Below are 21,090 nucleotides of genomic sequence, written 5' to 3'. Positions count from 1 at the left end.
AATTTTTTACACCCGAACCGGCTGGTCAAAACGAACGCGGCACCCTGAGGTGCCGCGCTGCCGGGGGGTGTGGAAGATTACTTGTCGCGATGCTCGAACTCGCCTTCGATGACGTCGGGCTCGCGGGTAGGCTGGTGAATCGCCGTCGGGCGATGACTCGACGCACCGTGATTGGCAGGTGTCTGCAAATCATCGGCGAAGGCCCGCTGACGCATGGCCTGATCCTGGGCGCGCTGGCGGACCTTGTTGATCAGCAGACGACGGGTGATCGGCAGCAGGCAGATCACACCCAGAATGTCGCTGATGAAACCGGGCAACAGCAGCAGACCGCCGCCCACGGCAACCATCAGGCCTTCGAGCATTTCCTGCGCAGGCAACTCGCCACGCGCCAGGCTTTCGCGGGCTCGCAGCGCCGTCGCGAAACCGGCCACGCGCATCACGAACAAGCCGAGCATCGACGTCGCGACGACCAGCAGAAAGGTCCAGAGAAAGCCGATGGACATCCCGACACGAACCAGCAGAAACAGCTCAAGTACCGGGAATAATAGAAACAGCAGCAAAAAAACACGCATCAAATGAGTTCCTCAAGGGAAGAATGCCTTCCGAGTAGACCGTATGTGATGTCAGAAGATCGTTAATTCAAGCTCCCTGCATCTGGCTTACCGCTAAATTATGCGCACAAGTGAGCTGAACCAGGCCTTCACAAACGTGTATCGGTGTATTTCAGGGCTGGCGGCCCACCCGAGACGAACGCGCAAAAACAGCCTATAACGTGCTCTGGCTATGGCATAAGCACTCGCAACCCGCCAGTGATGCCATGGAAACGATCAACTGTGATTGGGCACGCATATGGAATTGAAAGGAAAGCTGATAATCATCACCGGCGGCTGCCAGGGGCTGGGCAGAGCCATGGCCGAATACCTGGCCGGCAAAGGCGCCAACCTGGCGCTGCTGGACCTCAATCAGGAAAAACTCGATCAGGCTGTCGCCGCCTGCGAAGCACTCGGGGTCAAGGCTCGCGCCTATCTGTGCAATGTCGCCAATGAAGAACAGGTCGTCGACACGGTCAGCAAGGTCGCCGAGGATTTCGGCGCCATTCATGGCCTGGTCAACAACGCTGGCATTCTGCGTGACGGCCTGCTGGTCAAGGTCAAGGATGGCGAGATGACCAAACTGAGCCTTGCGCAATGGCAGGCGGTGATTGACGTCAACCTGACCGGCGTATTCCTCTGCACACGTGAAGTGGCGGCGAAAATGATCGAGCAGAAGAGTCAGGGCGCGATCATCAATATCTCGTCGATTTCACGTGCGGGCAATATCGGACAGACCAACTACTCGGCAGCCAAGGCCGGTGTGGCGGCTGCGACGGTTACCTGGGCAAGGGAACTGGCCCGCTACGGCATTCGTGTGGCAGGTGTGGCGCCGGGGTTCATTGAAACCGAAATGACCGGCAGCATGCGCCCCGAAGCACTGGAGAAGATGACCTCGGCGATCCCGCTCAAACGCATGGGCAGGCCGGACGAGATTGCGCACTCGGTGGCTTATATTCTGGAGAATGATTATTTCAGCGGACGCATCCTTGAGCTGGATGGCGCAATGCGAATCTAGTCAGCCCGTAAAAGCAGCAGGCGACGCACAGGGTGTGCGTCGCCTGCCCTTCGCTTACCAGCTTACGCCGAAGCCAGCGGTGTAGCGTGTCTTGTCGACATCGCCATTGCTCGAACCACTGATGACGTTCTTCTCGGCTTTCAGGTTGAGCGACGCCCAGTCGGTCACCTTGTAGCGCAGCCCCGCTTCGACATCCAGCGAGTAGTCGGCGACGGCGCTCAGCGGCTTGCCCAGCTCGCCGTTGGTGAAGAATTCGACCTTCTTGCCAATCAGGTAGCGGTTGTAATCCCAGGTGCCGGCAACGGAATAGAAGTTTTCCTTCTCGTCGTTGGAGAACTCGAAATCGGTACGGTTAAGCAGCGCACCGACCTTGAATGCACCCAGTTCGTCATCCCACAGCTGGTAACCCGGACCGGTACCGACTACGCGCTGACGAGACAGATCCTCGACCTTGTCGCGCTTGTAGCTGACGCGACCGTCCCAGAAGAATTTCTCGGTCAGGAAGCGGTCCAGCGAGTACTCGGCGCTCCAGTTGTCAGTGCCGACCACGTCGTCGGTGGTCTCGCGGTTGTAATCGCCCTTGGCGTTGTGACGCCAGTCGCCATGACGAGCCGAGGTCTTGAAGGCGACGTTGTAATCATTGGTATCGTTTTCGGCCTGCTGGAAATCCAGCGCCGCATCGATGTTGCCTTTCCAGACAAGATCCGTGATAACCGGCTTGGGCTTGATGATCTGATGGATACTTGCCAGCTCGACGGTCTTGGGTGCATCGCCATTGGCAAGCACGACCTTGCCGTCATCCGCCGCCTGCAGCGAATTGGAGACTTCGCCGCCATGTTCATCCTGCTTGACCAGCAATGGCTGATCGCTTTTCAGGGTCTTGACCTGCTTCCAGTCCAGCGCGATAGCGCCCCCGTATTCGGTCTGCAGCAGCAACTTGCCGCCGTCGAACACCTTGATTGTACCGGTCAGGCGGTCGCCATTCTTCAACCAGACGGTATCGGCAAGCAATGGAGTGGAAACAGCAGTGATTGCAAGGCACAACAGGGTTCTGGACAACATAAGCGATAACTAGGCTCTGTAAGGCGGGAATCGGGCATTTTCCTGCGGGGGAGGTGACGGGACGATCCATGTACCACCAAGCACGGTGGTAACTGACAGCCCGAACCACCAAAAGTTCACTGAACGACAATCAATAGCGTTTTATACAGGATTATCGCGTGACAGACCCGGACTTAACATTACTTTACCCAGCGGGACAATCGCCGAACGAGGCGCGACGCACCGCCCTCTACCTGACGATGGCGCAGATACCGGAAGGCAAAGTGGTCGCCTACGGGCAGCTCGCCGAACTGGCAGGCCTGGGCCGAGCGGCACGCTGGGTGGGCCGTACGTTGAGCCAGTTGCCGGACGGCTCTTCGCTGCCCTGGCACCGGGTTTTGGGCGCTGGCGGTCGGCTCAGTCTGCCGCCTGGCAGCGTTTCCGGTGACGAACAACGGGCACGTTTACGCGCCGAGGGCGTCACCATTGTGAATAATCGGGTTGATATGCAGCGCCATGGCTGGCGTCCCCTATAGCACAGCGGTTAGAGTGCGCCCTTTGTTTTCGTAACCTGAGGCAGATTCCAGCCCATGCCCCGTAAAACCTGGCGCGCCGCGCTCGCCGCATATGCCAGCCCGTCGACATTAGTGTTACTGCTGCTCGGATTCGCTGCGGGCATGCCTTATATGCTGGTCTTTTCGACATTGTCCGTGTGGTTGCGCGAAGCCGGTGTCGCGCGCGAGACCATCGGCTATGCGAGCCTGATCGGCCTTGCCTACGCCTTTAAATGGGTCTGGTCGCCATTGCTCGACCAATGGCGCCTGCCCCTGCTTGGCAGACTGGGACGTCGTCGGTCCTGGCTGGTGCTGTCCCAGAGCCTGGTGATTCTGGGCCTGATCGGCATGGGCTTCTGCGACCCGCAAAAGCATCTCTCGTGGCTGATCGCGATTGCCGTGGTGGTCGCCTTCTCGTCCGCCACGCAAGACATCGCCATCGATGCCTATCGTCTGGAAATTGCCCAGGACACCCAACAGGCTGCCCTGGCCGCCAGCTATATGTCCGGCTACCGGGTCGCTGCACTGCTGGCGACTGCGGGTGCGCTGTATTTCGCCGAGGGCTTCGGCTCGACGGGCTTTGCCTACAAGCATTCGGCGTGGACCGGCACTTATGTGCTGTTCGGACTGCTGATGCTGCCCGCCCTGGTCACCACGCTGATCATGCGCGAGCCGCCGGTGCCGCTGCGCACCCAGCTGTCGGCAGCGCGCTATGGCTTTACGCACCAGCTGGCCTCGGTGTTCGTGCTGATTGTGCTGCTGGTCTCCGTACCGGCGATGTTTACCCAACTTTACAACACCGACTTCGCCAGCGTGCTGTTCAACGGCACCAGCTGGATGGACCTGTTGCTGGAAGACCGGGCGTTTTTACGCGCGATTCTCTACACGCTCCTGACCATCGCCTGTCTGTCCTCGATGGGTCGCCGCGGACTGGCGCCGGTGCTCACCCCGATCAACGATTTCATCATGCGCTACCGCTGGCAGGCGCTGCTGTTGCTGGGCCTGATCGCGACCTACCGGATGTCCGACACGGTAATGGGGGTCATGGCCAACGTGTTCTACATCGACCAGGGCTTTACCAAGGACCAGATCGCCAGCGTCAGCAAAATCTTCGGCCTGATCATGACCCTGCTGGGGGCCGGTATCGGCGGGCTGCTGATTGTGCGCTTCGGCATCATGCCGATCCTGTTCATCGGCGGACTGGCCTCGGCTTCGACCAATATCCTGTTCCTGTTGCTGGCCGATATGGGCCCGAACGTGAAGATGCTGATCCTCACCATCTCGCTGGACAACCTCAGCTCCGGGCTTGCGACATCAGCGTTCGTCGCCTACCTGTCGAGCCTCACCAACCTGAAATTCTCTGCCACGCAATATGCCTTGCTCAGCTCCATCATGCTGCTGCTACCGCGCCTGCTGGGCGGCTATTCCGGTGTGGTGGTGGAAAAGTACGGCTACCACAACTTCTTCCTGATCACCGCGCTGTTGGGCATTCCGACGCTGGTGATGATCATCCTGCAATGGAACCGAGAGATACGCACGGCGAAGACCGAGCCGCCTCAAGAGGCTTCCGTTATTGACAAGCCCTGATCTCTGGCTACCTCATCAAGGAACAACATTGGACACCGAAAACAAAGCACGCGCTTTCAACCCCGTTCCCCTGATCCTTATCAGCCTGGGGATCTGGCTGCCGATCATCGGCACCCTGCTGAGCGCCTACCTGTCACAGGATCCCGCGACCCCTTCCGGGCCAATGGCCTTCGGTGGCGCGGTGGTTCTGCTCGCGCAGGTGGAGATCTTCGCCATCATCTTTCTGCTGGTTTATGCGTTCGCCGTAAAACCGTGGAGACTCTCCACAACCCTACGCACCGTGTTCTTGATCAACGCAGTCGCCGCCGTCGTCGCGGCAATCGGCATTATCGTTACGCTGGCCAATATAAGCCTGCAGTAATCGCCGACCAAAAAAGCCCTGACGCTCAAGCGCCAGGGCTTTTTTCATATCGCGCACCCTCCCCTTAAAGTCTTTCCTCTTGGCGTCTCTCATTACGCCGTAAGAAACGCACTACAGCTTCTTATGAATTGGCCGACGACATTTCTAGCCATTCCTCACTACCTCACTGCGGCATCAAGAGTAATGTCGCCCGGTAATGGCCCTTTGCAATTTAACTGTGTGCCCCCGGAAAGAAGTCTGTAGACTCACCCACCTCTCTATATCAGCACTCTCGCCCGGAACGAGCGGCTGGTTTTATATAACGGAGCAACAATGTTAAAGGATCTAACGGCGCTGTTTGCGCCACAAAACCGTCGCCTGATCAAGCTGACGACCGTTGCCCGTGACGAACAGGAACTCCTGCTGGAACGTTTTTCCGGCACTGAAAGCCTGTCCGAGCTGTTCAGTTTCGAGTTGTCGATGATCAGCCGCGATGCCGGCCTGGAGCTCAAATCGCAGATCGGCCAGCCTGCACAACTGGCAATAGAGCTGGCCACCGGCGAGTCGCGCTTCATCAATGGCTATATCAGCACCTTCAGCCTGGAAGGCAGCGACGGCGGTCTGGCACGTTACAGCGCCACACTGAGCCCCTGGCTGTGGATGCTCTCGCGGCGCGTCGACTCGCGGATATTTCAGGAACAGACCATCGAAGCCGTTATCCGAACGGTATTTGCGGCCTATGGTGCGTTGCCCGATTTCGAGTTTCAACTCAGCCAGCCACTCAAGACGCACAGTTACATAACCCAGTACCGTGAAAGCGATCTGACCTTTGTATTGCGCTTGCTGGAACACGAAGGGCTGTTCTTCTATTTCGATCACAATCAGGAAAAGCACACGCTGATCATTCTTGATCACTCGCGCGACCTCTCGCCCCTGCCGCAACAGCCCACCATTCGTTATCACAGTGCATCCGTTACCGAGACAGCGGATTCGATTACCGAATGGCGCAGCCATCGACGTCTGCAATCGGGGCGCATGTCCATTCAGACTTTCGATTACAAGCAGCCGCGCAATTCGCTGCCGGTTGGCATGCCGAGCCTCAATGAGCAGGGCAACGTCGATTCGTATGAAGTGTATGACGTGCTCGATCACTACAGCCACGGCACCTTCAATGACGGTGAACGCCTGGTACGTCAGCGTCTGGAGGCCATTGAGGTTCAGGGCAAGACATTCACTGGCAACAGTAACTGCCGCGCCATGTACCCTGGCCACACCTTTGAGCTGACCCAGCATTTTGATCATGACCGCGGCTCCGCTGAAGATCGCAGTTTTCTACTGATAACGGTCAAGCATGAGGGCAGCAACAATTACCTGTCAGACGAAGACGCGGGCTACACAAACGAGTTCGTGTGCATTCGCCACAAAATCCCCTACCGTCATCCGATCACCGTCCCGCGCCCGAGCATTCCGGGCCCTCTGAGCGCCATCGTGGTCGGGCCGGAAGGTGAGGAAGTGTTCACTGACGAGTTGGCGCGGATACAGGTCAGGTTCCATTGGCAGCGCGGCGACAGCCTGCCGCAAGGCACCACCTGGTTAAGGGTGGCGATGCCCAGTGCCGGTAGCGGCTTCGGACATCAGTTCATGCCACGCATTGGCCAGGAAGTGCTGGTGACGTTTCTGGCAGGCGATATCGACCGGCCTCTGGTGACGTCGGTGCTCTATAACAACATTAATCTGCCGCCACGCTTCAGCAAGGCCTCGGGGCTGCCCGGCAACCGCACGCTGTCGGGGATCCGCACCCAGGAACACAAAGGCAGCGGCTTCAACGAACTGCTGTTCGATGACACGCCGGGCTCACTGCGCGCACGCATGGGCACGACCCATCAGGCCACCGCCCTCAACCTGGGCAAACTGACCGACCCGCGCACTGACGGCACCGCCCAGCCACGCGGCAACGGCGCAGAACTGCGCACCGATGCCGCCATCGCCCTGCGTGCCGCGCAAGGCATGTTGCTGACCACCTATGCGCGTACCGACGCAAAAGGCTCACAGCTGGATCGCGAAGAGCTGCTCAAACTGCTGACCGAGTGCGGCGAGCTGTTCAAATCCCTCGGCGAAACCGCAGCCGCACGTGGCAGTCAGACGGTGGATGTCAAAGGTATAGAAGCCTTGCGCCAGTCGCTCGATCAATGGCCAGCGCCGGATAATAACGGCCTGGGCGATCCGGTACTGGCCATGACCGCAGCAGCAGGCATTGCCAGCGCCACACCACGCTCGCAGGTTCACTATGCGGGTGAAAATCACGACACCACTGCGCAGGACAACCTGCAATTGACCAGCGGCGCGGCCATGCACCTGCAAGCAGGCAAAGGGCTGTCGGCCTTCGCTCAGGATGCAGGCATCAGCGCCATCGCCAACCGCGGCAAGGTGCTGGTGCAAGCGCAGGAAGACGACATCGCCCTCAATGCCCAGAAAAACCTGCACGTCTCGGCCGTCGAAGGCGAAGTGGTCATCACCGCGCCGACCATCCGCCTGGTCGCCGATGACGGCAGTTACATCAAGATTGGCGGCGGCGTCGAGATCGGCTCACAGGGCAAAGTCACCGTGCACGCCAGCGAACACGACTGGATCGGCCCCAAGACCGACAGCGCTGCTATCCCCTCTTTCGGCCGCGACCCCGCCGCCCAGCAGGTCACCTTCCACTACCCCGGCCACAGCGAACAAAGCCCGCGGGCAGCAGCGGATCACTCGTATGAAATCAAACTGGAAGATGGCAGCCTGGTGAAAGGAATGACGAACGCAGACGGACTGACCGAGCGCGTGGAACGCGAAATGATGCATCAGGCGCAAGTATCGGCACTGCGCAGCGGCACCCCGAAAGGAGGTGCGCAATGAACGGCGCCGATGAATACGCCGTTGCCCAAGGCAACACACGCCTGATCCCCAACCTCAACACCACCTGCAAAATGGAAGTGCCCGGCGATTTGCCAGGCGTAGTGATCTTTCTGCACGGTGTGAATGACCCGGGGGCGTCGTACAGCATGGTGGAGAGCGGGTTGTGTCAGGGGGTGAATGAGCGGCTGGATCGGCCGGATCTGGTGGCGGGACGGTATGGGGCCAAGTACAAGGCAGCTGAAAAAACAGCGCCTGAAAAACGGAGCAGTGACCAGAAAGTAATAATCGATGATTCTGACACTTATCTTTATCGACGCGACACCACTGACCCTAAAACCCACAGTCTTCTCATCCCTTTTTACTGGGGCTATCGAGCAGCACCTGAGGATATAAAACGCGATGAGGCGGGCGACCCGCTCCGAATGCGCAATCAGTTTCAAGACATCAACGGCAACCGTCTGGATCGTCATTTTGCCAAGGGCGGTGGTTTTTTCGCCAACGCGACAAACAATTTACAAGAAATGTATGGAGAAGGCTTCGAGCCAAACTTCAAAACTCATTCAGTAGAATTCTTGAGTGCGGATAACTCTTTATACTTTGGAAAAGCGCCTTCAAGGCACTACTTTGTGCTGGCAGCGCATCGTTTGGCGATGCTGGTCCGCGAGATTCGCCGCCTATCGCCCGATGAAACCATCACCATCATGGGCCATAGTCAAGGCACGCTTATAACGTTATTGGCGCAAGCCTTGTTAGTCGATGAAGGCCAGCGTTGCGCGGACACTGTGATCATGGTTGACTCACCCTACAGTGTGCTGCCAGACGTAACACCCAAAGACCATGACACCCTATCAACGCTGATCAATATCGTCAGCGCGGTTACAAAAAACCCTCACACACAGCCGCCATTGTCAGACCTGAGAAACCCCGCTACCTATGCAGGCAGAAGTGGGCCTAAATGGTCGCCCGCTCAAGGTACCCGAAAGAATAAGCTAGGTAACTTGACCGTCTTCCCCGAACGAGATAATCGCGGCAAAGTGTATCTCTACTTCTGTCCTGATGACACCACCGTGGCGCTGGACGATGTGCAGGGCATCGGCACGTATGGCGTACCTGACGCTTTGCCGGATGGGCGAATGGCTATGATGATCCTGCAGGCAAGACGCTTTTATCAGCGGATGTGGACAAAACGCTATCGCGACGGAGAGCCGGTTTTGGTAGGCAAGACACCTCAGCCCGAGTTTCTGCGTGCGGAGGGCGAAAGCCGTTACCCAGGCGGTTCTTTCTTTGTCGGGCTTGTCTCTCAGGCACCCGTATCAGAAGGGCAAGAACGCCTGATCAATGCAGAGGCATTGAATCCCCCTCACGAACCGCAGATGTTTGGCGGCGAAGCAATCAAAGGGTCAGCCACGACCGCTGGCCGAGATAGGCCTGACGATGTCGGGAAAAGCGTTGCACTCGGCAAAGACGCGGCCACGTTTCTCTGGATACAGATGCCTGGTGAGTATGACCCGTACAAGATTGATAAGGAGCAAGCTCTGGCACGTTATAACAGCCTGTCCAATGACCCCGAAGAACGTACCAGATCGGTACGCATCTCCAACAATCGTCGAAGCTTTCAGCGAGAAGAAACACCGTCCGAAGTCCGTAAACGTATGGAACATGACAACAGTACATGGGGAGACAACTCCTATCACTCCGGTTTGCTACGGAGTCCGGAGAATCACCGTTGGGTCACTGCAATGGACATAGCGATTGGCCAATGCAAAAGCCTGGACGACCCAGCAATGTGTGAATTGCTGGTGGCTATTGGGGACTGGCGAATGGATGCAAAAAAATTTCTCAATACAACCGAGTCCCCAGCGTGGGGCCGTCTCAGTCCACGTGCCCAGGCATTGATAAAGGCCAGTCATCAGTACTATCAAAAAGGTATATTTCCACCCTATGGGGTGGTCCCTCTGTCCCCACCGGCCTTGGTCAAGAATGTATTGAATAAAGAGGCAAAGCAGTGACGGACACCAAACAAAAATCTTCACTTCGCCCGTCACTAAGACCCTACCTCTGGACGATCGGACTAACGCTGGTGCTGTGGCTCGGCTTTGTCATCATTGTTTATTTGAAAGCACAGGAAACCGACGTGGAACTTCGTGATATACATTCAGTGGTACGCTGGAGTATTACAGGGATTTTAGCTGCTGCACTATTGGCGTACAGCGGGCATTGGTGGGGCAACGCGGTCGCTCATGAAAAAGCTGAACTGGCCGCTTATAAATCCGAAGTGATCACTCAGAATGCAGAACAGGAGGCTGCTCGACAGCGAACCTATTCACTGGAGATAAGAGGTGGCGGAATTGGCATCTATGAAGATCATCAGTCTGAAATCTGGGATTTCATAAAAAAGAAAAACAATAATTTTGTCTCTATCTTTTCACGGGATCCCAAGGATTATGACCCCTCACTCGACGCTAGAGAGATCAGCGCAGATATAAAATTACAAGTCGCTTTCAAACATTCAGCGTCTGAATCCGTAGCCTATTGGCCGATTCCAGTCTTCGCGCTTGGCCCACCTAATCCATATGAAAAACCCTACAGAGCCGCAAACCTGATCAACGCCGGTCGCAATGCTGCTACTCTCGGCGTCACGCTATTCCTATGGCAGGACGATGAGAGCACGAGCAATGCTCAAGCCATGATTGAGCGACTTTTCAAGTTCTTCAACGATAATCCGCAGGTCCCACAAGCATTGATCGCAAGTCAGGACGGCGACGTCACACGAAACATTTATCGTAAACGTGGTACCCCCGGCCTGCCCAAAAATGCTCAGGTCGTACCGACCGTGTTCGAAAGCATGACAGGCCTACTTGTCACCCGTTCGGATCGTGTAGACCGGTATATTCGTCCTTATGCGATAAGCGAAAAAGAAGACAATCAAAACAAAAATACCGATCTGGGCAAACTTTGGGCTTTTTATTGGAGCCGTGATAAAGCATTTTCAGACTGGTACGAAAGCGAGGAGAACGCCAAGGGGATTGAAAGCCCCTACGCTCCAGGCACCATGTCCACCGCCTACTGGCAATCCCAACTCCCTACTCTATGGAAAACCATCAGCAATCGCGGCCCTGGCAACTTCGAGCCCTCACCCTGGCTGCCCATTCGCTGGGGGCAGCATCAGGTCAAGGAGTTCGACGCTGCACCGGTACTCGGCTATCTGCACCGCCCGATCAAGGCGCCCATGCAGGATGAAAACGGCAAGCGCCTGAAACCTGCATTGCAAGCCAAAGCGCTGCAAGCAGCCTGGGTGCAGGCGCTGGATACCTTGCCCGACGGTCAGAAACCTGTGCGGGTGTTCTACGACAGCACCAATAACCCGGAAGCGGAAATCGCCCTGAACAATGCCCTGCACGACCTGAACAAGGACGGCCACGGTCTTGAGCTCGGCAATGTCGAAGAGGGCTACGACATCGGTCGTCGTCTGGGCAATACCGGTGTCAGCGGTGCGCTGGTCGAGATCAATCTGGCGACCATCGCCAGTTACAAGGATGGCGGCGTCAGTGCCGTGGTCTACGCCGGCACCGATGGCAGCCTGACCGTACAAATGGTCCGCCCGCCCGATGAAGCCCGCAAAGCGAAGAACAGCCAGAACCGCGGCGCAGACCCGTTCACCTTCGGCTCGCCAACCGGCGGGGCACCTGCGGAGTGAGTTATCCCGTCTGCCTGGGCGACGCGACCAGCAGTGGTGGCCGAGTGGTGTCCTGCCAACTGGCAGGCACCCACACCCTCAACGGCAAGCCTCCGGCCGTGCTGGGCGACAAAGCCACCTGCCCGCTTCATTCAGGAGAATTCGCCTTTATCGAAGGCCACCCCACCCGAAAACTGAACGGCATACCGGTGGTCCTGCACGGCCACCGACTGGCGTGCGGCTGTCAGGGTGTGGCCAGCCACGCCATGAATGTGCGAGTGATTTAGGATATTTCGTGATCAGGTCATGCAGCGCAAGTACAGGAAACGACATGGAACTGCCCCCTCAATTGGAACAAGGAAGAAACATGTACACGCGTTTTTGTCAGGCCGTCGTAGGGATGCATTTAGTCGCCGGGATGGTTCTATTAGCGGGCTGTGCGCAAGAGTCAGTGTCCCCGTGTGACGAGTTGATTGGTGACTACGCCACAAAGCCCAAGAATCAGCCAAGGATTCGTATCGAGAAAAGCGGCGAGAAGTTCTTGTTCACGCATAGCGAATCGGGTGCACAGGTCAGTGAGCCGCTCACCCCCTTACCCAACGCCGAAATAGTGGAAATGTTTGAAGGCAAAATAGTACCGCCTCGCTGCATTCTCACCGCTGATGGTATGAAGATAATGAAGCTCCCCACTGGCAGCGGCGTTAATCCCACAGAGGATCCCGATCGGAAACTTTCGCAGTATCCCGAGCCGACCCCATTCCTCATGGGCATATCTGCGGGAATAGCGGCTGTACTGGGTCTTTACCCGGTGCCTCATCAAGAAAAACTCAAAGATATCAACGAGGAAGATGAGGACGACGACGGTTACATTTACAGTAAATAACCTACTTTTTGTGCCGGAGAGCTGAAAGGCATGTTCGTATCAACAGACGGTAAAGCGCCCGGGCATCGCTGAAGGCAGACAATCATCAACCATGGAAAGAGCCTTTTCCTGAACCTGCAAATAAAAAAGCCCCGACTCTCACGAGCCAGGGCTTTGTCATACCGCACAAACCACTATTCCTGAACCATCCGCACAATCCGTTGCGGCAGTGGGATCTCGATGCCTGCGTCCTTCAGGCGGTCGCGCGCTTCGATGTTGAACATCGACGTCACGTCGCCCATGTCGCCACTGCTGGTCCAGACACGCAGGGACAAGGTAATTGCGTTCTCCCCCAGCGCAGCCACCACAGCCTGGGGGGCCGGGTCCTTGAGTACGCGCGGGTCGTCGGCCATGTCCAGCAGGACCTGCAAGGCCTTCTTGAGATCGGCGTCGTGGCTGACGCCGATGTCGAAGGTGATCTTGCGGGTCGGCTGACGGTTGGTGTTGGTGATGATGCCGTTGGACAGGTTGCCGTTGGGAATGATCACGGTACGGTTGTCGCCGGTGCGCAGCACGGTGTGGAAGATCTGGATGTTGTCGACGGTTCCCGACACACCCTGGGCTTCAATCCAGTCACCGATACGGAACGGGCGGAACAACAGAATCAGCACGCCACCGGCGAAGTTCGCCAGGCTGCCTTGCAACGCCAGACCGATCGCCAGACCGGCAGCACCGATCGCCGCCACGAACGAGGTGGTTTCCACGCCGATCATCGACGCGACGCTGACCACCAGCAGGATTTTCAGAATGACGTTGGCCAGGTTGTTGACGAAGCCCTGCAAGGCCAGATCGGCGTGTCGCAAGGCCAGCAAGGCGCCCAGTTTGCCGGTCAGCCGGTTGATCAGCCACCAGCCTACACACAGTGTGACGACTGCCAGCAGCAAGCGGCTGCCGTACTCCATGATCATCGGAATCCAGGCCTGCGACGCTTGCCACAGATGACCGACTTCTGCGTTTAAATCCATCGTTATCTCCTTACTCGTCACGAACTGCGATCAAAACCACGGCGGCCTGCCGTCATTTCAATGCTCAGGGCGATTCGGACTGGCGGGGGAACGCAGGGTTCCCCGGCTTTCAATGCAACGATCAGTCGCGGAAGTTGTTGAATTGCAACGGCATGCCCGAATCGTAGGCACGCAGCGCTGCGATGGCTTCTTGCAGGTCGTCGCGCTTCTTGCCGGTCACCCGCACCTGCTCGCCCTGAATGGCGGCCTGGACCTTGAGTTTGGCTTCCTTGATGTGGGCGACGATTTTCTTCGCCAGCTCCTTGTCGATGCCTTCACGCAGGATGACTTCCTGCTTCATCAATTTGCCGGAAGCATAAGCGTCCTTGATCTCGAGGCACTTCGCGTCGATCTTGCGTTTGACCAGCGCCAGCTTGAGGATTTCGATCATGGCCTCCAGCTGGAAGTCTGCTTCTGCAGTCAGCGTGACGGTCAGTTCCTTGAACTCGAACGTGCCTTTGCCTTTGAGGTCGTAGCGACGGTCCAGCTCTTTGATAGCGTTGTCGACGGCATTCGTGACTTCGTGTTTATCCAATTCGGACACTACGTCGAACGAGGGCATGTATGTTCTCCAGATAAACGGCGTGCGCACAATTCGGGCACGCATGACTTGACGGTGTGAAAGAACGCTCATTATAACGAGACTTTTCCGGCGTTCACTGTGAGCCTTCCATGCACATCCTTGTTTTCACCTTCTGCAGACCGCTTCAGCGCCATAACGTGCCGCTGTGATGGCGGTGACATGGCATGTTCTCGGCGCGGGCAGCCTGGGCAGTCTCTGGGCGACGCGACTGGCACGCGCGAATCTGCCGGTGCGGTTGATCCTTCGCAACGCGGATCGGCTGGCCGCCTATCAAGCCAATGGCAGCTGCGTGACGCTGGTCGAAAACGATATCGCCCATGCGTACCCGGTCGAAGCACAGACCGCCGACCATCGACAACCCATCGAACGGCTGCTGGTGGCCTGCAAGGCTTACGAGGCCGAGCAGGCTGTCGCTCAGTTGGCTCCGCGATTGACGGCGCAGGCCGACGTCATCCTGTTGCAGAACGGCCTGGGCAGCCAGGACGCAGTGGCGGCGCGAATCCCCCAGGCGCGCTGCCTGTTCGCCTCCAGCACCGAAGGCGCGTTTCTGGAGTCGGACTGGCGCGTCAGGTTCGCTGGCCACGGTTTCAACTGGCTGGGTGACGCGTCCAACCCGACAGCCCCCGCGCTTGTGCAGGACTTGCACGACAGTGGCATTCCCCACGAATGGACGCCGGACATCCTGACCCGTCTGTGGCGCAAGCTGGCACTCAACTGTGCGATCAACCCGCTGACGGTCCTGCACGACTGCCGTAATGGTGGCCTGCTCGAGCACGCCTGCGAGGTCGCCACGCTGTGCGCCGAGCTGAGCGATCTGCTGGGCCGCTGTGGCCAGCCAGCGGCAGCGCAAGACTTGCATGCTGAGGTGCTGCGGGTCATCCAGGCGACCGCCGCCAATTACTCATCCATGTATCAGGATGTGCTTCACGGGCGACGCACCGAAATCAGCTACCTGCTGGGTTACGCATGCGCAGCCGCAGCGCGTCATGGCTGTCCGGCCCCGCACCTGCAGCATTTGCAGACGCGTCTGACAGCTCATCTGGCAAGCAAGGGTTTGCGTACCGACTAGCCCGCGCTACCCTGCTCGCATCACCCGTCACTGCGACTTGCCCAATGCCTTTGCGCCAACGCCTGGAAAACCTGCCGGTAGGTCAGAAACTGCTGGCTGCCCTGCTGGTCCTGATGACCACTGTACTGCTGGTCGCCAACCTGACCTTCATCAGCGCGGCCTACTACATCTCTCAGGAGGCGATGGCTCCACAGGCCCTGCAGACCATCGGCCGGCTGATCAGCAGCGCCAACCTCAACGAGCGGGCCTTGTACTCGCCGGACGAGGCACGCGCACTCCTCAAGGAGCTGAGAAGCTACGGGCCGTTGCGCGCCGCAGCCCTGTATGACAACGACGGCGAGCGGCTTGAGCAGATGCATCAGGGCGAAAGCCTTGAGCTGCCCAGACACTTCAAAGACATGGACAACTGGCGCCTGACCGAATTTCGCAGCACGCAGGTCATTACCGTACCGAAGGGCGATGAGCCGCCAGGGCACTTGTTGCTGGTTGCCAGCAGTGAGCTGCCTCCTGCGTTCTACACCGGCACGCTGACTGCCAGCCTGGGCATTCTGGTGTTCAGCGTGTTGCTGTGGCTGGTGGTGGCGCGGCAGATTCGGCGCCTGATTACTGAACCCATTTACCAACTGGAAGAATTGTCCCGGCAGGTGACCCGCGAAGAGAACTACGCACTCCGCGCAGAACCCGGTAACGAGGATGAAATCGGCAGCCTGGCCGAGGCGTTCAACACCATGCTGTCGCGTATCGAAGCACGCGAACAGCAACTCAAGCGCGCGCGCGACGACTCGCAGGAAGCCTACGATCAGGCTCAGGGGCTGGCCGAGGAAACCCGCCACACCAACCGCAAGCTGGAGCTGGAAGTCCAGGTGCGCAGCAAGATCGAGAAGAAGCTCACCGGCTTCCAGAACTACCTCAACAGCATCATCGACTCGATGCCCTCGGCGATGATCGCACTGGACGAACAGCTGTACGTCACCCAGTGGAATCAGGAGGCGACGGCATTGTCCGGGACGACCCTGGACGAAGCGCTGAACCAGCCGATCTTCCTGGCCTTCGAGCCGATGCGCTCGTTTCTGCCGCAGATCAAGCACACCGTCGAGCGCCACAGCGTGACCAAGATCGAGCGCGTGACCTGGATCAAGAATGACGAGTCCCGCCACTACGCGCTGACGTTCTATCCGTTGACCGGCGATGCCGGGCGCGGCGTGGTGATCCGGATCGATGACATCACCCAGCGCATATCGCTGGAAGAAATGATGGTGCAGTCGGAAAAAATGTTGTCCGTCGGCGGTCTGGCAGCAGGCATGGCGCATGAGATCAACAACCCGCTGGGCGCCATTCTGCACAACGTGCAGAACATCCGCCGGCGACTGTCCCCGGAACTGCCGAAGAACATCGAGCAGGCCGAGGCCGACGGCGTCGATCTGGCGCAGGTCAACCATTACCTGGAAAGCCGCGAAGTGCCCAAACTGCTCGACGGCATTCAGCAGGCCGGTGCCAGGGCCGCAAAAATCGTCAGCCACATGCTCAACTTCAGCCGCCTGAGCAGTCGTCAGTTATCGCCCTGTGACTTGCCGGCCTTGATCGATCAGGCCGTGGAGATCGCCAGTAACGATTTCGATCTGACCATCGGTTTCGACTTCAAGGGCCAGCACATCATCCGTCAGTTCGACCCCGAACTGGGTCCGGTGCCGTGCATTGCCAACGAGCTGGAGCAGGTGCTGCTGAACCTGCTGAAGAACGCCGCGCAGGCCATCCACCAGCGGCCGGAGAGCGAAGAGCCCGGGCGCATCACCCTGCGCACGCGCCTCAATCCGCCGTGGGCCGAGATTCAGGTCGAGGACAACGGCATCGGCATGTCGGAGAACATCCGCAAGCGTACGTTCGAGCCGTTTTTCACCACCAAGGAAATCGGCCAGGGCACCGGGCTGGGCCTGTCGGTGTCCTACTTCATTGTCACCAACAACCATAAAGGCCAGATGGAGGTACATTCCTCTCTCGGCACAGGCACCTGCTTTACGCTGCGTCTACCGCTGGTGGCCAACCAGGTGAGCGTTCAGCAGCAGGTCATTTCAAAATCCTGATCAGGAATCGCATCAATGGGCTTTCGTTTGTCGAAGATTTACACGCGTACCGGCGATGCCGGTGAAACCGGTCTGGGCGATGGCCGTCGGGTCTCCAAGGATCATCCGCGCGTCGAGGCCATCGGTGAGGTCGATACGCTCAACAGCCAGCTGGGGCTATTGCTGGCAGGATTGATCGATGAAGCTCAGCGCGTCCCGGCGCTCAAGGAAGTGATCGAAGTACTTGCACCCTGCCAGCACCGTCTGTTCGATCTGGGCGGTGAACTGGCCATGCCGACCTACAAGGCGCTGAACGAAGCCGAGGTCGAGCGACTGGAGGCCGCTATTGATGTCTGGAATGAGGAGTTGGGGCCACTGGAAAATTTCATTTTGCCAGGCGGTTCATCGCTGATCGCCCAGGCGCACATCTGCCGTAGCCTGGCGCGCAGTGCCGAACGTCGCTGTCAGCATCTGAATGCCGTCGAGCCGTTGGAAGGCGCAGGGCTGGCGTATATCAACAGGCTGTCGGACCTGCTGTTCGTCGCCGCCCGATTGATCGCCAGAAGACAGGGGATTGCCGAGATCCTTTGGCAGCCCGCGCCCAAGCCGGTTTGATGGGCATATCCATTAAACGGAGCAGCACAGAAGACATCCTCACGCCAGCATCCTGTCGTTAGGTATAGGTCTTGTGAGAGTGAGCGAGGCGGGCTCACGAAGACATCGGTCCAGACGCCCCATTTTCAGGGGTTTTACTGGCCTCTTCGCGAGCAAGCTCGCTCCCACGGCCTGCGGCCAGAATCAAGAGCAGACTTGTGTATAACGCCAGGTACTCTCCGTGGGCATGCCGTTCTGGACGCTCTGCGTCCTCTGCTGAGCGTCAGACGATCTCGTCAGGCCAGAACGCGCGAATCCCGGCCACGCCCTGTGCGCCGCTTTCCCAGGCCTGTTGACGCTCGGCAGGGCCTACGCCGCCCAACAGAAAGACCGGTCTGTTGAAACCCGTAATCAGTTGCGCCGCCTGCGGCCAGCCAAGCGGCTGCGCATCGGGGTGGGTCAGGGTTGGCTGAACGGGCGACAGGGTGACGAAATCCACGCCCATCTGCTCGGCCAAAGCCAGCTCTTCGGCGTTATGGCATGACGCCGCCAGCCAGCGGTTCTCAGGGAATGGACGCCCGCGACTGGCGTACTTGCGCAGTTGCTCCGCCGTCAGGTGCCAGCCGGCGGACGGAAAGTCGCCCAGCCACTCCAGAGGCCCTTTGAGCATGAGCTGCGCCTTGCCGGCACACAGGCCCGCCGCATCCACGGCCAAGTCACGGTACTTCGGATCGTAACCGCCCGGTGCACGCAACTGGACCAGCTTGATGCCGCCTGCGATGGCTTTCTGCATACCGCGCAACAGCTCGATATTGTCCAGCCCCTCAGGGGTGATCAGGTACTCGCCGGGCAAACGTGCCGCCGCGACGATCGGCTGATTGGCGGCCGGAAAGTCATAATTGGCCAGCTCACGCGGGCTTGCCCAGACCAGCGGCTGCCCTTCTGCACCATGCGCCTGGCCAGTGAAGGCCGAGACTTCCCAGACGTCCAGCAGCACCTGTTTGTCCGGATAGTCGTGACAGACCTTGATCAGCGGACGTGCCGCCGTCACCAGGATGCCCAGCTCTTCCTGCAGTTCACGTGCGAGCGCGGCCTGGACGGTCTCGCCCTCCTCGACTTTGCCGCCAGGAAACTCCCAGAGGCCGCCTTGATGCTGAGTGTCGGCACGTCGGGCAATCAATACGCTGCCGTCAGCGCCACGAATGACGGCGGCGGCCACATGAACTCGTTTCACGATCAGGACTCCTCCAGACCGGCCTGCTGCCAGCGTTTGAAGGCAGGCCATTGGTAAATGGTTTCGATGTACTTCAGCGCTTCTTCAGGCAGTTCGACACGGTAACTGCGCAGGCGAATGGCTACCGGGGCAAAGAACGCGTCGGCAATGCTCGGCTTACCGAACAGAAACGGACCGCTTTCGGCCGCCGCAGTGCGGCATTCAGCCCACAGTTCGACGATACGGTCGATGTCGTTCTGGGTATCGACCGGAATCACTTCCAGTGCCTGATCCTGGCGCAGGTCCATCGGCATGTTCGAACGCAGACTGACAAAGCCGCTGTGCATCTGCGCGCAGGCAGAACGTGCCTGGGCACGCGCAGCGGTATCACTCGGCCACAGGCCAGCGTCCGGAAAACGTTCGACCAGGTATTCGCAAATGGCCAGCGAATCGATGATCGTGCCGTGCTCGCACTGCAGCGCAGGGACCTTGCCGGTGGGTGAATACTTGAGAATGTTCGCGCGGGTGTCAGGCTGGTTCAGGCGGATGACCTGATCGGTGAACGGAGCACCGGTCATTTCCAGCACCAGCCAGGGACGCAGCGACCAGGAGGAGTAGCGTTTGTCGCCGATAATCAGATGCAGGCTCATGGTTCAGCTCCATTGAGCCCGGCGCGAAGACAGGATGCCGGCGCGCCGGGCATTGAATCAGGTGCGATATTCCGCGTTGATCTTCACATACTCGTGAGAAAGATCGGTGGTCCAGATCGTTTCGCTGCAATCGCCGCGACCCAGCTCGATACGGATGGTGATCTCTTCTTCGGCCATTACCGCCGAGCCCTGCTCTTCGGTGTAGGTCGTGGCGCGGCAGCCCTGACTGGCGATGCACACGCCCCCCAGGAATACGTCAATCTTGCTCACGTCCAGATCCGGCACACCGGCACGGCCGACCGCCGCCAGGATACGTCCCCAGTTCGGGTCGGAGGCGAACAGCGCGGTCTTGATCAGCGGCGAGTGGGCCACGGCATAACCGACGTCCAGGCATTCCTGATGATTGCCGCCACCGTTGACTTCAACGGTCACGAACTTGGTCGCACCTTCACCGTCACGCACGATGGCCTGAGCGACTTCCATGCACACATCGAACACGGCTTTCTTCAACGCCTCGAACAACGGGCCTTTGGCCTCGGTGATTTCCGGCAGATCAGCCTGACCGGTGGCGATCAGCATGCAGCAATCGTTGGTCGAGGTGTCGCCATCGATGGTGATGCGGTTGAACGACTTGTTGGCGCCGTCACGAATCAGGTCCTGAAGCACGCTCTGCGCCACTTTGGCGTCGGTGGCGATGTAACCGAGCATGGTCGCCATGTTCGGGCGAATCATGCCTGCCCCCTTGCTGATGCCGGTCACAGTGACGGTCACGCCGTCATGGCTGAACTGACGGCTGGCGCCTTTGGGCAGGGTGTCGGTGGTCATGATCCCGGTCGCCGCAGCGGCCCAGTTATCCACAGACAGATCATCCAGCGCGGCTTGCAGGGCGCCTTCGATCTTTTCCACAGGCAACGGCTCGCCGATCACGCCCGTCGAGTACGGCAGCACCGCCGAAGCATCGACGCCGGTCAGTTGCGCCAGCTTTTCGCAGGTACGCCGCGCCGCCACAAGACCTGGTTCGCCCGTGCCCGCATTGGCATTGCCAGTGTTGGTCAGCAAATAACGCACGGTGCCCTGGACACGTTGCTTGGCCAGAATGACCGGCGCGGCGCAGAACGCATTCAAGGTGAATACGCCGGCCACGCTGGAGCCTTCGGCACAGCGCATGACCACGACATCCTTGCGCCCCGGGCGTTTGATGCCGGCAGAAGAAATGCCAAGTTCAAAACCGGGAACCGGGTGCAACGCAGGCAAAGGACCAAGACCAACAGCCATCGGGGTGCTCCTCATGGAG

The 21,090-nt window shown here is 58.7% G+C and carries 19 protein-coding genes; 12 read left to right on the top strand and 7 right to left on the bottom strand.

Going from position 1 to position 21,090, the window contains the following annotated elements:
- Window positions 1-77: 77 nt before the first annotated feature.
- The gene (locus LIX91_RS00285) at window positions 78-572 is read right to left on the bottom strand and encodes an FxsA family protein (protein ID WP_003348157.1); all 495 of its coding nucleotides are present in this window, start codon (window positions 570-572) and stop codon (window positions 78-80) included.
- A 277-nt stretch (window positions 573-849) separates the two neighbouring features.
- Between LIX91_RS00285 and LIX91_RS00280 the strand changes: the two genes are divergently transcribed.
- Window positions 850-1,608 (top strand): SDR family oxidoreductase, encoded by a 759-nt coding sequence (locus LIX91_RS00280; RefSeq protein ID WP_099315051.1) that lies wholly within the window; start codon window positions 850-852, stop codon window positions 1,606-1,608.
- Between the two features lie 54 nt (window positions 1,609-1,662).
- Here LIX91_RS00280 and LIX91_RS00275 read toward each other — a convergent pair whose 3' ends face one another.
- Window positions 1,663-2,670, bottom strand: coding sequence for a DUF481 domain-containing protein (locus LIX91_RS00275; protein ID WP_003395309.1), 1,008 nt, complete (start codon window positions 2,668-2,670; stop codon window positions 1,663-1,665).
- 158 nt (window positions 2,671-2,828) lie between these two features.
- Between LIX91_RS00275 and LIX91_RS00270 the strand changes: the two genes are divergently transcribed.
- The 8 genes from LIX91_RS00270 to LIX91_RS00235 all read left to right on the top strand — a co-directional run bounded on the left by LIX91_RS00270 (window position 2,829) and on the right by LIX91_RS00235 (window position 12,584).
- A complete protein-coding gene (locus LIX91_RS00270; protein WP_024638335.1) occupies window positions 2,829-3,185 on the top strand; it encodes an MGMT family protein in 357 nt (118 codons plus the stop codon).
- A gap of 54 nt (window positions 3,186-3,239) precedes the next feature.
- Window positions 3,240-4,790 carry an AmpG family muropeptide MFS transporter gene (locus LIX91_RS00265; protein WP_226487799.1) on the top strand — a complete coding sequence of 517 codons (1,551 nt, stop codon included), beginning with the start codon at window positions 3,240-3,242 and terminating at the stop codon, window positions 4,788-4,790.
- A gap of 28 nt (window positions 4,791-4,818) precedes the next feature.
- Window positions 4,819-5,151, top strand: coding sequence for a hypothetical protein (locus LIX91_RS00260; RefSeq protein WP_226487798.1), 333 nt, complete (start codon window positions 4,819-4,821; stop codon window positions 5,149-5,151).
- Window positions 5,152-5,463: 312 nt separating this feature from the next.
- Entirely contained in the window at window positions 5,464-8,025 is a 2,562-nt protein-coding gene (locus tag LIX91_RS00255; protein ID WP_226487797.1) for a type VI secretion system Vgr family protein, read from the top strand.
- On the top strand, window positions 8,022-10,034 hold the full coding sequence (locus LIX91_RS00250) for a DUF3274 domain-containing protein (RefSeq protein ID WP_044312130.1): 2,013 nt from the start codon (window positions 8,022-8,024) through the stop codon (window positions 10,032-10,034). The genes LIX91_RS00255 and LIX91_RS00250 overlap by 4 nt, the downstream gene beginning before the upstream one ends.
- Window positions 10,031-11,722 carry a DUF2875 family protein gene (locus LIX91_RS00245; protein WP_181017085.1) on the top strand — a complete coding sequence of 564 codons (1,692 nt, stop codon included), beginning with the start codon at window positions 10,031-10,033 and terminating at the stop codon, window positions 11,720-11,722. Before LIX91_RS00250 ends, LIX91_RS00245 begins: the two co-directional genes overlap by 4 nt.
- Window positions 11,719-11,988, top strand: coding sequence for a PAAR domain-containing protein (locus tag LIX91_RS00240; RefSeq protein ID WP_003431441.1), 270 nt, complete (start codon window positions 11,719-11,721; stop codon window positions 11,986-11,988). The genes LIX91_RS00245 and LIX91_RS00240 overlap by 4 nt, the downstream gene beginning before the upstream one ends.
- An 80-nt stretch (window positions 11,989-12,068) precedes the next feature.
- A complete protein-coding gene (locus LIX91_RS00235; RefSeq protein ID WP_032703229.1) occupies window positions 12,069-12,584 on the top strand; it encodes a hypothetical protein in 516 nt (171 codons plus the stop codon).
- 173 nt (window positions 12,585-12,757) lie between these two features.
- On the opposite strand, the gene LIX91_RS00230 is transcribed toward LIX91_RS00235, so the two are convergent.
- Together LIX91_RS00230 and LIX91_RS00225 are read right to left on the bottom strand one after the other, a co-directional pair.
- Entirely contained in the window at window positions 12,758-13,588 is an 831-nt protein-coding gene (locus LIX91_RS00230; RefSeq protein ID WP_226487796.1) for a mechanosensitive ion channel family protein, read from the bottom strand.
- Between the two features lie 121 nt (window positions 13,589-13,709).
- The gene (locus LIX91_RS00225) at window positions 13,710-14,189 is read right to left on the bottom strand and encodes a YajQ family cyclic di-GMP-binding protein (protein ID WP_003304827.1); all 480 of its coding nucleotides are present in this window, start codon (window positions 14,187-14,189) and stop codon (window positions 13,710-13,712) included.
- Window positions 14,190-14,358: 169 nt separating this feature from the next.
- On the opposite strand from LIX91_RS00225, the gene LIX91_RS00220 reads away from it, so the two are divergent.
- From LIX91_RS00220 to LIX91_RS00210, 3 genes are read left to right on the top strand one after another with little or no spacing between them, the layout of a single operon-like run.
- Window positions 14,359-15,279 (top strand): putative 2-dehydropantoate 2-reductase, encoded by a 921-nt coding sequence (locus tag LIX91_RS00220; protein WP_226487795.1) that lies wholly within the window; start codon window positions 14,359-14,361, stop codon window positions 15,277-15,279.
- 44 nt (window positions 15,280-15,323) lie between these two features.
- Window positions 15,324-17,360, top strand: coding sequence for a sensor histidine kinase (locus LIX91_RS00215; protein WP_003418768.1), 2,037 nt, complete (start codon window positions 15,324-15,326; stop codon window positions 17,358-17,360).
- A 15-nt stretch (window positions 17,361-17,375) separates the two neighbouring features.
- Window positions 17,376-17,954 (top strand): cob(I)yrinic acid a,c-diamide adenosyltransferase, encoded by a 579-nt coding sequence (locus tag LIX91_RS00210; protein WP_003313533.1) that lies wholly within the window; start codon window positions 17,376-17,378, stop codon window positions 17,952-17,954.
- Window positions 17,955-18,216: 262 nt separating this feature from the next.
- Here LIX91_RS00210 and LIX91_RS00205 read toward each other — a convergent pair whose 3' ends face one another.
- From LIX91_RS00205 to argJ, 3 genes are read right to left on the bottom strand one after another with little or no spacing between them, the layout of a single operon-like run.
- Window positions 18,217-19,167, bottom strand: a complete 951-nt coding sequence (locus tag LIX91_RS00205; protein ID WP_226487794.1) for a Nudix family hydrolase — start codon at window positions 19,165-19,167, stop codon at window positions 18,217-18,219.
- 2 nt (window positions 19,168-19,169) lie between these two features.
- Entirely contained in the window at window positions 19,170-19,796 is a 627-nt protein-coding gene (locus LIX91_RS00200; protein ID WP_003313535.1) for a glutathione S-transferase family protein, read from the bottom strand.
- A 57-nt stretch (window positions 19,797-19,853) separates the two neighbouring features.
- Entirely contained in the window at window positions 19,854-21,071 is a 1,218-nt protein-coding gene (gene argJ, locus LIX91_RS00195; RefSeq protein ID WP_003340710.1) for a bifunctional glutamate N-acetyltransferase/amino-acid acetyltransferase ArgJ, read from the bottom strand.
- Window positions 21,072-21,090 lie beyond the last annotated feature (19 nt).

Origin of the sequence: Pseudomonas sp. B20 (assembly GCF_020515755.1) — a bacterium.
GTDB classification, from domain to species: domain Bacteria; phylum Pseudomonadota; class Gammaproteobacteria; order Pseudomonadales; family Pseudomonadaceae; genus Aquipseudomonas; species Aquipseudomonas syringae.
Note: the sequence above shows the minus strand (reverse complement) of the source record. Positions and strands in the feature narration are given on the sequence as shown.